The 14,168-nt window shown below is 43.4% G+C and carries 15 protein-coding genes; 7 read left to right on the top strand and 8 right to left on the bottom strand.

What is annotated here, in order from left to right; genetic code table 11:
- Positions 1-21 precede the first annotated feature (21 nt).
- The 8 genes from G457_RS0113195 to G457_RS0113160 all read right to left on the bottom strand — a co-directional run bounded on the left by G457_RS0113195 (position 22) and on the right by G457_RS0113160 (position 6,718).
- Positions 22-939, bottom strand: a complete 918-nt coding sequence (locus tag G457_RS0113195; protein WP_035483891.1) for an SDR family oxidoreductase — start codon at positions 937-939, stop codon at positions 22-24.
- Positions 929-1,774 carry a peptidylprolyl isomerase gene (locus tag G457_RS0113190; RefSeq protein ID WP_026946903.1) on the bottom strand — a complete coding sequence of 282 codons (846 nt, stop codon included), beginning with the start codon at positions 1,772-1,774 and terminating at the stop codon, positions 929-931. Before G457_RS0113190 ends, G457_RS0113195 begins: the two co-directional genes overlap by 11 nt.
- Complete coding sequence (gene hemC / locus G457_RS0113185; protein WP_026946902.1) at positions 1,771-2,706, bottom strand: hydroxymethylbilane synthase; 936 nt, start codon at positions 2,704-2,706, stop codon at positions 1,771-1,773. Before hemC ends, G457_RS0113190 begins: the two co-directional genes overlap by 4 nt.
- Positions 2,703-3,611 carry a 30S ribosomal protein S6--L-glutamate ligase gene (gene rimK / locus G457_RS0113180; RefSeq protein WP_026946901.1) on the bottom strand — a complete coding sequence of 303 codons (909 nt, stop codon included), beginning with the start codon at positions 3,609-3,611 and terminating at the stop codon, positions 2,703-2,705. The genes hemC and rimK overlap by 4 nt, the downstream gene beginning before the upstream one ends.
- A complete protein-coding gene (locus G457_RS0113175) occupies positions 3,608-4,060 on the bottom strand; it encodes an ATP-dependent zinc protease family protein (RefSeq protein ID WP_035483888.1) in 453 nt (150 codons plus the stop codon). Before G457_RS0113175 ends, rimK begins: the two co-directional genes overlap by 4 nt.
- On the bottom strand, positions 4,044-5,192 hold the full coding sequence (locus G457_RS0113170) for a DNA polymerase III subunit (RefSeq protein WP_026946899.1): 1,149 nt from the start codon (positions 5,190-5,192) through the stop codon (positions 4,044-4,046). Before G457_RS0113170 ends, G457_RS0113175 begins: the two co-directional genes overlap by 17 nt.
- A gap of 17 nt (positions 5,193-5,209) precedes the next feature.
- Entirely contained in the window at positions 5,210-6,400 is a 1,191-nt protein-coding gene (locus G457_RS0113165) for a GlmU family protein (protein ID WP_026946898.1), read from the bottom strand.
- Positions 6,401-6,472: 72 nt separating this feature from the next.
- Positions 6,473-6,718: a type B 50S ribosomal protein L31 gene (locus G457_RS0113160; protein ID WP_024283367.1), complete on the bottom strand. Its 246-nt coding sequence runs from the start codon at positions 6,716-6,718 to the stop codon at positions 6,473-6,475.
- 207 nt (positions 6,719-6,925) lie between these two features.
- Here G457_RS0113160 and G457_RS0113150 point away from each other — a divergent pair, with 207 nt between their 5' ends.
- From G457_RS0113150 to G457_RS0113115, 7 genes are all read left to right on the top strand, one after another.
- Positions 6,926-8,629 carry a hypothetical protein gene (locus G457_RS0113150; protein ID WP_035483883.1) on the top strand — a complete coding sequence of 568 codons (1,704 nt, stop codon included), beginning with the start codon at positions 6,926-6,928 and terminating at the stop codon, positions 8,627-8,629.
- A gap of 100 nt (positions 8,630-8,729) precedes the next feature.
- Positions 8,730-10,562, top strand: a complete 1,833-nt coding sequence (locus G457_RS0113140) for an ABC transporter ATP-binding protein (protein WP_026946896.1) — start codon at positions 8,730-8,732, stop codon at positions 10,560-10,562.
- A gap of 29 nt (positions 10,563-10,591) precedes the next feature.
- Positions 10,592-10,963: a hypothetical protein gene (locus tag G457_RS0113135; protein ID WP_026946895.1), complete on the top strand. Its 372-nt coding sequence runs from the start codon at positions 10,592-10,594 to the stop codon at positions 10,961-10,963.
- 57 nt (positions 10,964-11,020) lie between these two features.
- Positions 11,021-12,559, top strand: a complete 1,539-nt coding sequence (locus G457_RS0113130; RefSeq protein ID WP_026946894.1) for a YifB family Mg chelatase-like AAA ATPase — start codon at positions 11,021-11,023, stop codon at positions 12,557-12,559.
- Positions 12,560-12,604: 45 nt separating this feature from the next.
- Positions 12,605-12,829 carry a hypothetical protein gene (locus tag G457_RS0113125; protein ID WP_026946893.1) on the top strand — a complete coding sequence of 75 codons (225 nt, stop codon included), beginning with the start codon at positions 12,605-12,607 and terminating at the stop codon, positions 12,827-12,829.
- Positions 12,829-13,149 carry a type II toxin-antitoxin system PemK/MazF family toxin gene (locus tag G457_RS0113120; RefSeq protein WP_026946892.1) on the top strand — a complete coding sequence of 107 codons (321 nt, stop codon included), beginning with the start codon at positions 12,829-12,831 and terminating at the stop codon, positions 13,147-13,149. Before G457_RS0113125 ends, G457_RS0113120 begins: the two co-directional genes overlap by 1 nt.
- Positions 13,150-13,291: 142 nt before the next feature.
- Positions 13,292-14,161 (top strand): restriction endonuclease, encoded by an 870-nt coding sequence (locus tag G457_RS0113115; protein WP_026946891.1) that lies wholly within the window; start codon positions 13,292-13,294, stop codon positions 14,159-14,161.
- Positions 14,162-14,168 lie beyond the last annotated feature (7 nt).

Here is a 14,168-nt window from a genome sequence, read left to right as displayed (position 1 = left end):
ATTTTTGGGAAATAACGCTTTTTAAGAGCGGGCTAAGATAATTTGTTTTGCCAAAATACCAATTGCCGCTCGGAAAGTTTTCGGCTCGTATCCAAGCTCTTTTTGGGCTTTTTTGATTACAAAACCTGTTTTTAAGGGGCGTTTGGCTGGCTGGGTAAACTTCGTGCTATCCGTTTCCTGAATCAAGCTTTGATCCAAATCAAAATAGTCTGCTACTTCTAAGGCCATTTGATAGGGAGTCAATAAATCTGGACCAGAAATATTAAATACCCCTTTGGCACCCTTTTGAGCAATCAAGAAACAGCCCATTGCTAGATCTTCTGCCAAAGTAGGAGTACGGAACTGGTCATTGACTACCTGAATGGTCTTTCCTTGCTCCAGACTTTCCTTCACCCACAGCACAATATTACTTCTACTCAAACCGGGTGAGATTCCAAAAACTAAGACTGTTCGTGCTATTGCCCATTTAAGGCCCGATTTTTTTACGAGCTCCTCTGCCTCCAGCTTTGTCTGACCATAATAATTGACCGGAGCTGCGTCCTCCTCTTCGGTCAATAATTCTTTCTCTCCGGAGAAAATAAAATCTGTCGATACGAAAATAAAATGCGGGCTAAAGGACTGGGAAGCATCAATAAGATATTTTGTCGCCAAAACATTAGCGCTATAGCAGGCCTCCTGGTTTTGCTCACAAATATCGACATGAGTCATGGCAGCACCATGAATAATGATGTCAGGCCGAATTTCTTCAAGGGTTTTGGTGACAGTCTCCTTGTCTTCCAGATTACAGGAGACATACTTCACTGCTCTATCCCCAAGACGGGATGCTCCTCGTCCAGAAGCAATGAGCTCATAGTCTTGATGATTATCCAGCAAGTCTATCAGCTTCTGCCCCAGAAGACCATTTGCTCCCGTTAAAAATATCCGCTTTTTATTTTTCATTTTGATACACATAACCAAACTCCCGCTCGATTTGAGATCGGGACATGGATTCGACTTTGACGGTCATATATACAGGATTCACAGGCCTATCTCGAGAAGCTCTCGGCTCTTGAGCAATCTTCTCGGCGACATCGATTCCTGAAATCACCTCACCGAATACCGTATACTCCCCATCCAAATGTGGCGTTCCTCCTACGGTGGTATAAGCTTGAATTTGCTCTGCTGACATATCCTTGGTCAATTTCATGTTCAGCGACTGTTCTATCTCGTCCCGCTTTGATAAAATCACCTGTGTAAGCGAATCAAATTCCTCCTGCTCATATAGCTGATTGTATAGCACGCGTAGGGAATCCTGACTTTGAAGTTGCACATACTGCATAAATGCTGCCTGAAGCTTAGGCATATCAGTCGTAAGCTCTAATTCCGTGTATTCCTCGCCAAGGACAATGTAAAACTGTGAACCACTAGATCTACGTTCAGGATTGATATTGTTCCCTTGTCTGGCAGCGGCGATCATTCCTTTTTTGTGAAAATGATGAGGCAATATCTCAGCCGGCAATGTCGGCCACTCCTCAGCCGGCATTTCTTCCTTGCTAAAAACATCCCCACCCTGTACCATAAAATCAGGAATCACTCGGTGAAACTCAGTGGAATCAAAGCGACCTGATTCAGCCAAATCAAGGAAATTCGACTTGTGAACCGGAGTATCATCAAATAGCACAGCCACGATTTCACCATGCCTAGTATCTATTCGGATGACTTGTTCCTTCTGACCTGCGCAGCCAAGCATTGCGAATACAGCCAGCGCAATACCAAGAAATGATTTTATACTCATTGATTTAAATTGGATTTTATATCTTCTAAAATTTCTTTTCCTCCTGCTGCAAATACTTTCGCTGCGAGCTTTTCTCCTAGGCCCTCTGGATCAGTAACTGGCCCCTCTACTTCGAAGAAAATTCTTTTTTGCCCATCCAAACTGACAATTCCGCCTTTGAGTGTCAAGTCGTCATCTTTATGTCCAGCCAAAGCAAAAACAGGAATGCTACACCCACCTTCTAAAACTCTCAAATAAGCTCTTTCCGCCCTCAACTTTTGGGATGTCTGGGGATGATCACAAGTGGCGATTATTTTTTCCTTTAGAAATGGATCAAGATTGGTAGATGCTTCGATGGCGACAGAGCCCTGCCCCACCGCCGGAATGAATTTGTCCAGTGACAAATTCTCAGCAATCATCTCATCATACCCCATCCGATGAACCCCGGCATAGGCTAAAAGCAGGGCATCACACAAACCCTCTTCCATCTTTCGGATGCGGGTTTGGAGGTTGCCTCGAACTTCTACTGTTTTGACATGGGGATAAAAATGCTTCAAGGTGGCCACACGTCTAGTAGATGATGTACCCAAAAGAAGAGGCTTGGACGAATCGTCCAGATAAATGGATTTTTTGTGAGAAAGAATCACATCGTGGGGAAGCTCTCGCTCGGTAAATGCGATGATTTCGAAACCTTCCGGAAGGGAAGATTGCATATCCTTTGCAGAATGAACTGCAATATCTATTCGCCCATCTTGTAGTTGATCTTCAAGCTCTTGGGTAAAAACCCCCTTGCTTCCAATTTTTGAAATGGAGACATCCAGTATCTGATCTCCTTTGGTATCGATGATGACAATCTCGGCTTCTAACCCACCTTGCTCCAATAAATCCTGAACATGGTTTGCCTGCCAAAGCGCCAGTTTGCTCCCTCTCGTCCCTATTTTTATTTTCGTCATTGATCTGCACTACGTTTTGGAGAATTTTTCTGTACTCCTTCTTCTATAAATTTGATAATTGCCCCGGCGACATCTACACCTGTAGCCTTTTCGATACCTTCTAGTCCGGGAGAACTATTCACTTCCAAAATCAAGGGACCCCGGTCAGACTGAAGCATGTCCACACCCGCTACGTCAAGTCCTAGCGCTTTAGCAGCCCCCAAAGCCGCTGCTCGTTCAGCTCGGGAAAGTTTGATCACGGTAGCTTTCCCTCCACGATGTAAATTGGAGCGAAACTCACCCTCAGCTCCTTGTCGCTTCATTGCCCCGACGACTTTGCCATTGACTACGAAAGCTCGGATGTCAGCTCCTTTAGCTTCTTTGATAAATTCCTGAACAATAATTCTAGCCCTAAGCCCATGAAAAGCCTCGATGACAGACTGCCCGGCCTTTTTGGTCTCTGCCAAAACTACACCGAGCCCTTGAGTGCCTTCCAATAGTTTGATGATCAAAGGGGCTCCTCCCACATGCTCAATGATTTGCTTTTCTCCACCTTTGGAAAAATTAGTGAATGCCGTCTTAGGCATACCCAAACCTGCTCTAGAAAGAATCTGAAGGCTACGCAACTTATCTCTACTTCGGACAATTGCCTGGGAATTATTTGCCGAAAATGCTCCCATCAGCTCAAACTGACGAACCACGGCGGTACCATAAAAAGTTACAGACGCGCCAATCCTGGGAATAATAGCATCAATATCAGTAAGACTTTGGCCTTTAAAAATGATCGAAGGGCCTTCCTGCTCGATGATCAGATCACATATACTATGATCGACTACGACCGCCTCATGGCCTGCAGCTTTGACCGCCTCCACAAGTCTGCGCGTAGAATACAAGTTACTGTTTCGGGATAGTATGGCGATCTTCATGAATTCTTTGAATTTTTGTTTTTGGAAAGATTGATGGAGTCTACATCTACCAAAAATCTCCCTTTTAAAATTTTACGCCCGAGCAAGATGGCGTTTTTCATTTTGGACCGATCAGTCAGGGTAAACTCAGCCTGAAACTTCTTTCCTCCTAGCTCCAACTCGGTCTCAATCAAATATCGGATTTCTGCCTGCCCGAATGAATTTTTAACTTTCTTTTCTCTGAAGTTTTCAAAAACGACTTCCTCTCCTGTGAATTTTTTATGTCCGGGCATCAAAACCTGAAATACGAGTACCTCTTTTCCTTCTTGCTCCTCCAATCGGATATGCTCAGCATGTAGCGCGCTGGTGTAGGCCCCTGTATCAACTTTGGCCCAGACAGAGTCTAGTCCCAATCCATGTAAGCTGATGCGCTCTTTTCTTCCGATGGTGGTTTTAGGCTGCTTTGACATTGCGATACATTAAAAGCAGGACCTGCAAAGAGAGATCGGTAAATATCAACTTCGCATTTCCATTTCTATTTAAGTGATAGATGGCTGTATTAAATTTCTCATACAAAAGAGCTGCAGAGTCGGCATCAATTACAGACGCACTGATCTTTTGGATAAAATCCCGGTCATCACCTTGGGTACGCAAAAGCTTTTCGGCATTGGCATTTTGAAGCAAAATCTCCCGCACGACATTCAGGCCTGTTTGTAACAAGGACATTTGATAGTCAAGGTTGGATTTACTGAATTCATCAGCTCGCTGAAATAAAGCGGCAAACTTTCGTGTCATACAAAGCCTAAACCAGTCCCGGATCCAAATCACCTGCTTATCTTCGACCTGATCGACCATTCTCACAGCTGTACGAATATTGCCATCAGCTATCATCGCTACTTGACGTGCCACTTCTTCGTTACATCCTTGAGAGGCGATCAAATAATCCTGTATCTCCTGATCGGTGAAAGAGCGAATGTTAATTTTTTGGGTTCGAGATAAAATAGTCGTCAACAACTGATCCGGCTGGGAAGTGATTAGCATAAAAAACGTCCCGGGTTGTGGTTCCTCCAAAATCTTCAATAATGCATTGGAAGCTTCTGTATTGAGATGCTCCACAGCCCAAATCATCATAATTTTGTAGCTGCCCTCGAAGGAAGAGAGTGAAAGAGACTGGATGACTTCCCTTGCAGCGGCTACTGAGATATTGAGCTTTTTCTTTTCAAATTTATTCAGCTGAATAAAGTCGTGAATATTTGCATAGGGCGTTTTGGAAGCAAACTCACGAAAATTGGCTAATAGTTGAGCATTGATCTGATCTGCTTTTTTCTGCTCCTCTTTGGTTAGTGCTACACGAGGGAAAACGAAATTAAAGTCAGGAAGAACCAATCGGGCCATTCGCTGACAGTTGGAGCAAGTGCCACAGGAATCGGTTTCTGTTGGATTCTCACAGTACAGGTAAGTGGCAAGAGCCAATGGCATAGTCAGTGATGCCGAACCTTCCGGCCCATGAAAAAGCAAGGCATGCGCCAGATGGTTATTTTTAACCGCCTGTACAAGCCTGGTTTTGGTATCTTCTAGTCCGGGAATTTGAGCAAACTGCATGCAAATGAGGTATTATATTATTTTTCCCAAATTCTATAGTTCTTGCTGAAATCAAAAACTTTCTGAAGCATTTCTTGGTCTTTTTCCCCTAGCTCAACCTTTCTGCGCTGCATGACGGCTTGGGCAGTTTGGAGAAATTTTGGAAACTGGAAGGTAGAAAAACCTGCTGCCCCACCCCAGGCAAATGAAGGGATGAAATTTCTTGGAAAACCATCTCCAAAAATATTGGCACCTACCCCTACAACAGTTCCTGTATTAAACATGGTATTGATCCCACATTTGGAATGGTCTCCCATCATCAAGCCACAAAACTGCAAACCAGTATTGGTAAAGCCACCTCGGATATAATCCCAAAGTTTGACAGGAGCATAGTTGTTTTTCAAGTTGCTTGTATTCGTATCCGCTCCTAGGTTACACCATTCACCGATGACCGAATTTCCTAAAAAGCCCTCGTGGCCTTTATTGGAATAGCCAAAAATCACCGAATTTGAAACCTCACCTCCTACTTTGGAATGAGGACCTATTGTGGTATCTCCCCGGAGTTTTGCACCCATATTCACCGTAGAGCCTTCACAAAGGGCAAATGGTCCACGAATCAAAGAACCTTCTTGGATTTCTGTATTCTTTCCGATGTAGATCGGCCCTCCCTCAGCATTCAAAATAGATGCCCGAATGACAGCACCTTCTTCGATGAAAATATTTTCAGGAGAATAGACTTTGGTGTGAGGGTCTGTGATGACTTGACTTCTTCTGTCCTTGGTCATTAGCTCAAAATCCCGTCGTATTTCTCTGCCATTGAACTGGAAAATCTCCCAGCTTTTTTGAATCATCACAGGTTCAAAATTGAGCTGTACAGCTTGCTTTTTTGAGATGTGGCTCAAATTCTTTTCAGTCTCACCGATATAGCTAGCCACCAGTGTTTTTCCAAAATACAACGCCTGTCCATCACCTAACTTACCTAATTCCTCCCATAATTCCGGAGTGGGAATAAGTGCTCCGTTTACAGCTAAGTGAGCACCAGATTGACGAGGAAAAAGGTCCTGCAGATAGTCTTGGGTCAAAAAAGAAGGGGTAAAACCTGAGAACTTCTCCCATTTTTCGGATATTTTCAAAATACCTACTCTGATATCAGCGATGGGACGGGTAAAAGTGAAAGGTAGTAATGCCCCACGAATCGAAGGGTCATCAAACAAAAGGATATTTTCCATGAGGCAAAAATAAAAAAGTCTCCCAGAAACTTTGCTCTGGAAGACTTTTTGAATTTTGTGATAAATACGACCTTACTTTTTCGCGTATCTTCTGTTGAATTTCTCTACTCGACCAGCAGTATCCAAAAGCATCTTCTTTCCGGTGTAGAAAGGGTGCGACTGAGAACTTACCTCTATTTTGTATAGGGGATATTCATTACCATCTTCCCAAACGATTGTCTCGCTGGTTTCGATAGTAGACTGGGTTAAGAATTTAAACTCAGAAGAAGTGTCATAAAAGACTACTGGTCTGTAGTTTGGATGAATATCTTTTTTCATATTTTCAGTGTTTTTGTCGGCGCTTGCTCAAATGAGGCACAAAGTTACCCTTTTTGTAAAAAGAGACAAAATCTTTGCTAAAAATAATCTGACCATCAGACTTTTTTTAACAGAAATTGCCCTTACGGCAACTGAGTAGAATACAAAACTACTATTTTTCGATTTAAACAGCCCATAAAGGGCTTGCTATTTAAATTTCAGCCCTACATGAAGCAGCTCTTTTCTTGGGATAAATCTATATCAACTCTAATTATCGTCCTTTTCTTTAGTGCTTTCGCTTTGGAAAGCTTGGCACAAGGAAGTTACATCCCTTTTGAGCGGGACTACTATCACCGATTTGAGCGATACGAAATCCTCCAAGGGTACAACAATCCCTTTTTCCAGACAGGCTATAAACCCATACGCAGGGATAAACTGGCCCTATTTTTAGACAGCCTCGCTAAGGACCCGGTCATCCAAACTGCTTCGGATCGATTCAACCTCTCCTATCTCGCACAGGATAATTGGGAATTTGTAAATCAAGAAACTCCTGATTCCAAGAAACCTTTTCTCAAAAAGCTTTACCGACGACCCGGAGACTTTGCCCATTCCTACTCGGAGGACTTTGATATTCATCTCAGTCCCGTTATTTATTTGGCCGGAGGCATGGAAAATGACTACGATGATCGCCCGGCTCAACTCAGCCGTGGATTTGTAGTACGGGGAGCGATTGATAAAAAAGTGAGCTTTTTCACCTACCTCACGACTACCGAATTGTTTTTCCCAAGTTGGGTGAAAGACTATGCCGAGTACCGAGGAGCAGTACCCGGTGAGGGTTTTTGGAAAGAATATAATTCGAGCGGATATAGCTTTTTCTCCGCTAGAGGACATGTCAACTTTCATTTGACTAAAAGTATTCAAGCGCAGGTTGGGCATGATCGCAATTTCATTGGCGAAGGGTACCGATCCTTTCTGCTTTCAGATTTTTCAAACCCCTACATGTTTGTCAAAATCAACACACGATTTGGAAGGTTTCAGCTGACTAATCTCTGGACTCAGATGACCGCGGATGTGATTTTTGACAGGGGAAGACCTACCGACGGACGCTATCCCCAGAAGTATTTCTCTATGCATCGATTGGGAGTCGATATCGGCAAAAAACTGAATCTTGGTTTCTTTGAGTCTGTCATGACAGATAAGGTCAATTTCAATTATTTCAACCCTGTCGTGTTTTTCCGCTGGGTGGAGCAGCAGCTCGGGACACCCGACAAAGTGATGCTCGGAATGGATGCCAAATGGAACTTCCGCCCCGGGATGCAACTCTATGGGCAATTTGCACTGGATGAGTTTGTATTCAATGAATTCTTCGGAATAGACGGAAAAGGCTCAAAAAGAAATAAGTACGGAGTACAGGCAGGATATAAGTATATCAACGTGTTGGGGCTATCCAATCTCGATGTTCAATTGGAATTCAATACGGCTAGACCTTACACTTTTCAAGAAAAATTTGACTACCAATCCTACTCCAACTGGCGAACTCCACTAACTCATCCTCTTGGAGCCAATTTCAAAGAATTCCTGGGTATCCTTCGATACCAGCCTATCCCGAAACTTCAAATGACATTGCTAGGCAATTATCAACTGTATGGAAGCGATCCTGACCCTGAGACCAACTGGGGAGGTGATGTATTAAAAAACAGGCTGGAAGGAAGTCCGACAGGTCTTTTTGGAAATGTGACTGGACAGGGAATCGAGAATAAGGTATTCCAAACAAATCTGGTGGCTAGCTACATGCTCAAGCATAATCTCTTTGTGGATGCCACACATATATTCCGGAGACGAACAGCACAAGACCTTGATGCCCCTGATAATTCCCAAGTCATTCAGTTGGGTTTACGATGGAATTTCATTCGTCCGGAATATAACTTTTGAATTTGAAGAGCTTTCCTGGAATCACGATTCTGACCATCCAAGTGGAAAGCTCCTCACTAAATTTGCGTAACTTGCAAGCAAAAATTGGATTGTTTACTTCATGAAGACCTATCTAAGGATCCTGTCCTATGCCAGACCCTATGGCAAGTTCGTTCCTGCTTATATTCTTTACACCTTACTGTCCATTATTTTTGGCTTAGTCAATTTCACCCTTCTCAAGCCACTTTTTGATGTGATTTTTGATCAAGTTTCGGCAGATAAACTTGATCAGTTTCGGGAAGCTCCTTCATTCGAATTAAGTCTTTCCTATTTCTCTGGGCTGTTTAATCATTATTTTATTCAGGCTCAGGAAAGCTATGGCAAAGTAGGTACACTAGCCTTTGTCTGCATCGTGATTGTATTTTCGGTCTTTTTGGCCAACCTCTTCACTTACCTATCAGGGGTAGTTTTGGCTAAAGTTCGGGCAAAAGTCATCAAGGGAATGCGTACTGATATTTTCCAACGAGTCAGCGGTCTTCATTTGGGTTATTTTTCTGATGAGCGCAAAGGTGACTTGATGTCTAAAATGACCAACGACGTGCAGGAAGTTGAAAACACCATTGTACAGTCCCTTCGGGTGGTTTTCCGGGAACCCGCTACGATCATCCTCTATTTCGCGGTTCTATTTTTCATGTCAGTCAAATTGACCATTTTCACCATTTTATTGATTCCCATCTCAGGGGCAATCATTGGAGGCATCACCCGAAGACTAAAAAAACGGGCCGTAGAAAGTCAGCAGAGTTTGGGACGAATCGTCAATATTTTGGATGAAACGCTGGGCGGCATGCGGGTCATCAAGGCCTTCAATGCGGAGCGTTTTATGTTTGGAAAATTTGACGAAGAAACCGATCAATATGCGGCAGTCAATATTAACATGGCTCGTAAAAACGAACTAGCTTCTCCCATTTCTCAATTTTTGGGAGTGACCGTAGTGGCAGGCATTCTGGTCTATGGAGGAAGCTTGGTACTCAGCGGTGAATCCAGCTTAGATGCAGCGGAATTTATTACTTACATTATCATTTTCACGCAAGTGCTAAATCCGGCAAAGGAAATTTCCCGGGCTGTTTCAAGCATACAGCGGGGTATTGCCTCGGCAGAGCGGATATTTGAAGTAGTGGACACACAGCCAAAAATCCAATCCAAAGCAAAAGCCGAGAAACTTCAGGGCTTTCAAGACAGAATTTCTTTTCAACATGTCAGCTTTTCTTACGGAGATAAGCAAGTACTGAGGGACATACACTTTGACTTGGAAAAAGGAAAGACCATCGCGCTAGTGGGGCCTTCGGGAGGTGGCAAATCCACTTTAGCCGATTTGGTACCAAGGTTCTACGATCCTAGTGAGGGAAAAATTTTAATTGACGGAATAAACCTACAAGACCTCGACTTGCAATCTCTTCGAAGACAAATGGGCATTGTGACCCAGGAATCCATCTTATTCAATGATACGGTCTTCAATAATATAGCATTTGGACTGGAAGGAGTGACGGAGGAAGCTGTCATCGAGGCGGCTAAGATTGCCAATGCTCATGAATTTATCCTTAAAATGGAGAATGGCTACCAAAGCAGCATCGGTGAGCGGGGCAGTAAACTTTCCGGAGGACAGCGACAAAGACTGAGTATTGCTAGAGCTGTGCTTAAAAATCCACCCATTCTAATTTTGGATGAGGCCACTTCGGCCTTGGATTCTGAATCTGAAAAACTAGTGCAGGAGGCCCTAACCCAATTAATGAAAAACCGGACTACCTTGGTCATTGCACATCGACTGAGTACTATTCAGCATGCCGATGAAATTTTGGTCATCGAGCAGGGAAGAATCATCCAAAGGGGAAGCCACCAAGACTTGATTCAGGAGCAGGGCTTGTACCAAAAGCTTTCCAGTATTCAGTCCGTTTAGTATATTCGAATGATTTAATATTTATACCCATGCAAAAATTTCACAGGATTCTTCAGATTATTCTCCTTGTCTATTTTGTAGGCATTTTGATCTTTTTCATTGCATTTGACACCATGGGAAGCCTCGTGGGTATTGCAGAGGTCACTTCCAATTCGGTCGTAAAAATCATGCTCACGGGCTTGGTCCTTTTCTTGATTTCGTGGCTGATAGGAAAAGCTGTAAAATCCTCCCTAAATGGAAGAATCAAAAATTTGGAGTCTGAAATGAATTCCTTAAAAGCCAAAATTTACGATTTTGAGCATCCCAAGACAATGGACAAACCCAAGAAGGAGACACCACAAAAACCTGCAGAAGGAGATTCAGGGTCAATTCCTCCAAGACAAAATTTCACCGAAGATTAACGGTTTCAATCCGAAACCTGTATATTAAGGAAACCAAAAACGGTTTCCTTTTTTATTATGGTAGCAAAAACTTTTGGCAGTGCGGTATCAGGAGTAGATGCCAATCTCATCACGATAGAAGTCAATGTCGGACAAGGTACCAGTTTCTACATGGTGGGACTACCCGACTCGGCGGTCAAGGAATCTCAACAACGGGTGGAATCCGCTCTGAAGTACTTCGGATTTCGAATGCCGAGGCAAAAGGTAGTGATTAACCTAGCCCCTGCCGATATTCGGAAAGAAGGCTCAGCCTACGACCTTCCGATCGCCATGGGAATCTTGCAAGCTTCAGAGCAGGTGGAATTTCCTGAGCTAGATCGCTATGTCATCATGGGTGAGCTGTCCCTAGACGGTAACCTCAGACCGATCAAAGGAGTACTCCCTATCGCCATCGAAGCACGAAAGCGCGGATTCAAGGGTTTTATTCTTCCTCTGGAAAATGCCAAAGAAGCATCCATCGTCAATAATCTAGACATCATTGGAGTGGAAACTCTCCAGCAAGCCGCTGATTTTTTGATGGGGGATTTGGAGATCGAACCGCTCGTCACCGATACCAGAGAGATTTTCTATCATTCTCTGGATGATGTCGAATTTGACTTCGCTGATGTGCAAGGCCAGGAAAACATCAAACGGGCAATGGAAATCGCCGCAGCGGGCGGCCATAATGTGATCATGATCGGCCCTCCTGGAGCGGGCAAAACCATGCTTGCCAAGCGACTGCCATCCATCCTTCCTCCACTTTCACTTCAGGAAGCCTTGGAAGCTACAAAAATCCACTCAGTAGCTGGAAAGCTTGGAAAAAATGCATCCCTACTTGCCAATCGACCCTTCCGGAGTCCCCACCATACCATTTCAGACGTTGCTTTGGTTGGAGGTGGAGGAAATCCCCAACCCGGAGAGATCTCCCTTGCACATAATGGAGTGCTGTTTTTAGATGAATTGCCCGAATTCAAACGGACGGTATTGGAGGTAATGCGACAACCCCTCGAAGAGCGAAAAGTGACCATTTCCCGAGCAAAGGTTTCCGTAGACTATCCGGCCAATTTCATGCTCATTGCCAGTATGAACCCCTGTCCCTGTGGCTACTACAACCATCCCGAAAAGGAATGCGTCTGCGGTCCGGGCATCGTGCAGCGCTATCTCAACAAAGTCAGCGGCCCCCTACTCGATCGAATAGACCTACATGTGGAAGTCACCCCGGTGAAGTTTGACGAGATGACCTCCACCCGTAAAGCAGAATCCAGCAAAGCCATTCGTGAACGAGTAATCCAAGGGAGGGAAAGACAAAAAGACCGCTTCCAAAACAATCCTGAAGTCTATTGCAATGCCATGATGCCTTCACATATGGTCAAAGAAGTCTGCCAAATCAACGAAGCCGGAAAAGCCCTGCTCAAAACTGCAATGGAGCGCTTAGGGCTCTCCGCCCGAGCCTATGACCGAATACTTAAAGTTGCCCGAACCATAGCAGACATTGCCGACAGCAAGGACATCAAAGTGGAGCACCTAGCCGAGGCCATTCAGTATCGAAGCTTGGACCGTGAAGGCTGGGCAGGGTGAGCCTTTAATTCATTTTTTCGTACATTCAAAAAAAGAAATAAAGCCATGACAAAAGAAGCTATAATCCAAAAAACCATCGAAATCCTGGAAAAACTTCCTTCAGAAAAGATTAATGAAGTTTCAGATTTTGCTGACTTTATTTTGAAGAAATATGAAGAGCAACTGATTCAAAAAGGAATGGAGAAAATAGTCTCAGAGTCAGAAGCTTTTTCATTTTTACAGGAAGAGGAGGACTTATATGAGGAAAAAGACCTAAAGGAAAAATACTGATGGTGAAGGGTGACATCGTTCTAGTTCCATTTCCATTCACCGATTTGTCAGGAACGAAAAAACGTCCTGCATTGGTTCTTTTTGCTCGTAATTTAGATGTTACCGTTAGCTTCATTTCTACCCAACTACAGTGGAAGGAAGATTCTGATTTGTTGTTAAACCCAAATTCATTTAATGGTTTGAAGAAAGCCTCCCTCCTAAGGACTTCAAAAATTGCCACCTTGGATAAATCACTGGTAATAGGTAGGCTTGGTTCGCTCTCTGTTCCGGAAGTCAAAATGCTAAACAAAAAACTTTTGTCTCTTTTCGAGTTGGAATAACATTTTCAAGCTGATTTAAATTGATGTAGATGAAATCGAGCATGACGTACCCGTCACACAGAGGGATGATTATAACTGCGAGATTCTCCCGAATCAAGTTCGGGACAAGCTATGTGGCCTTTGAAAATCAAATTATAAACACATGAAAAAAAGAAAAGGTCAGGCTGAATTCGTACAATGGTTTGGACCATTATTAGACGCACTTAGAGAACTCGGATATTCCGGTAAACCTCGAGAAGTGTCTGAAAGGATAGCCCAAAATCTTGCGTTAGAAGATGATTTTTTAGATGAGACATTAAAGTCAGGAGGGAATAGGTTTCACAATCAGGTAGCTTGGGCTAGACAATATCTCATTTGGGAAGGACTTTTAGACTCTACTGAAAGAGGAACTTGGAAACTTACAGAAAAAGGCAAAAACACGCATTTGACACCGGTTGAATCACGGCAGACATTCCTCAAATGGGTAGATATCAATCAAAAAATTAGAAAAGAAAAATCGAAAAAAGAGATTATTGAAGACCAAGAGGAAGAAGAACCTGAGACAGCGGAAGTAACTGCTGAAAACAACCTTCTTTCCGTCCTAAAATCCCTCTCTCCCTTTGGGTTTGAAAATGTTTGCAAAGAGCTATTGAGAGAACATGGCTTTGAGAATGTGGAAGTCACCGGAAAATCTCATGATGGGGGAATTGATGGATTTGGGGTTTTAGAGTTAAACCCTTTTGTGAGTTTTAAAGTGATTTTCCAATGCAAACGATATGAAGGATCTGTCTCTAGAGCACAAGTTGGCGATTTTCGAAATGCAATGTTAGGCCGAGCAGAAAAGGGAATTATCCTAACAACTGGGACTTTTTCTCGCGATGCTGAAAAAGAGGCATCCCGAGATGGAGCTCCTCCCATTGAATTGGTGGACGGAAAAAAACTAATTCAAATGTTTGAAATGGTAAAATTAGGCCTTAAGCCAAAAACAGTCTATGACGTGGACTTAAATTATTTTCAAAAATTCAAAGAATAAACACTCT

The sequence above is a fragment of the Algoriphagus marincola DSM 16067 genome (assembly GCF_000429405.1).
Classification (GTDB): domain Bacteria; phylum Bacteroidota; class Bacteroidia; order Cytophagales; family Cyclobacteriaceae; genus Algoriphagus; species Algoriphagus marincola.
Note: the sequence above shows the minus strand (reverse complement) of the source record. Positions and strands in the feature narration are given on the sequence as shown.

Bases quoted from the DNA above. Each gene is read 5' to 3' on its own strand.
- G457_RS0113195 (WP_035483891.1), bottom strand. From the start codon at position 939: ATGAAAAATAAAAAGCGGATATTTTTAACGGGAGCAAATGGTCTTCTG.
- G457_RS0113190 (WP_026946903.1), bottom strand. From the start codon at position 1,774: ATGAGTATAAAATCATTTCTTGGTATTGCGCTGGCTGTATTCGCAATG.
- hemC (WP_026946902.1), bottom strand. From the start codon at position 2,706: ATGACGAAAATAAAAATAGGGACGAGAGGGAGCAAACTGGCGCTTTGG.
- rimK (WP_026946901.1), bottom strand. From the start codon at position 3,611: ATGAAGATCGCCATACTATCCCGAAACAGTAACTTGTATTCTACGCGC.
- G457_RS0113175 (WP_035483888.1), bottom strand. From the start codon at position 4,060: ATGTCAAAGCAGCCTAAAACCACCATCGGAAGAAAAGAGCGCATCAGC.
- G457_RS0113170 (WP_026946899.1), bottom strand. From the start codon at position 5,192: ATGCAGTTTGCTCAAATTCCCGGACTAGAAGATACCAAAACCAGGCTT.
- G457_RS0113165 (WP_026946898.1), bottom strand. From the start codon at position 6,400: ATGGAAAATATCCTTTTGTTTGATGACCCTTCGATTCGTGGGGCATTA.
- G457_RS0113160 (WP_024283367.1), bottom strand. From the start codon at position 6,718: ATGAAAAAAGATATTCATCCAAACTACAGACCAGTAGTCTTTTATGAC.
- G457_RS0113150 (WP_035483883.1), top strand. From the start codon at position 6,926: ATGAAGCAGCTCTTTTCTTGGGATAAATCTATATCAACTCTAATTATC.
- G457_RS0113140 (WP_026946896.1), top strand. From the start codon at position 8,730: ATGAAGACCTATCTAAGGATCCTGTCCTATGCCAGACCCTATGGCAAG.
- G457_RS0113135 (WP_026946895.1), top strand. From the start codon at position 10,592: ATGCAAAAATTTCACAGGATTCTTCAGATTATTCTCCTTGTCTATTTT.
- G457_RS0113130 (WP_026946894.1), top strand. From the start codon at position 11,021: ATGGTAGCAAAAACTTTTGGCAGTGCGGTATCAGGAGTAGATGCCAAT.
- G457_RS0113125 (WP_026946893.1), top strand. From the start codon at position 12,605: ATGACAAAAGAAGCTATAATCCAAAAAACCATCGAAATCCTGGAAAAA.
- G457_RS0113120 (WP_026946892.1), top strand. From the start codon at position 12,829: ATGGTGAAGGGTGACATCGTTCTAGTTCCATTTCCATTCACCGATTTG.
- G457_RS0113115 (WP_026946891.1), top strand. From the start codon at position 13,292: ATGAAAAAAAGAAAAGGTCAGGCTGAATTCGTACAATGGTTTGGACCA.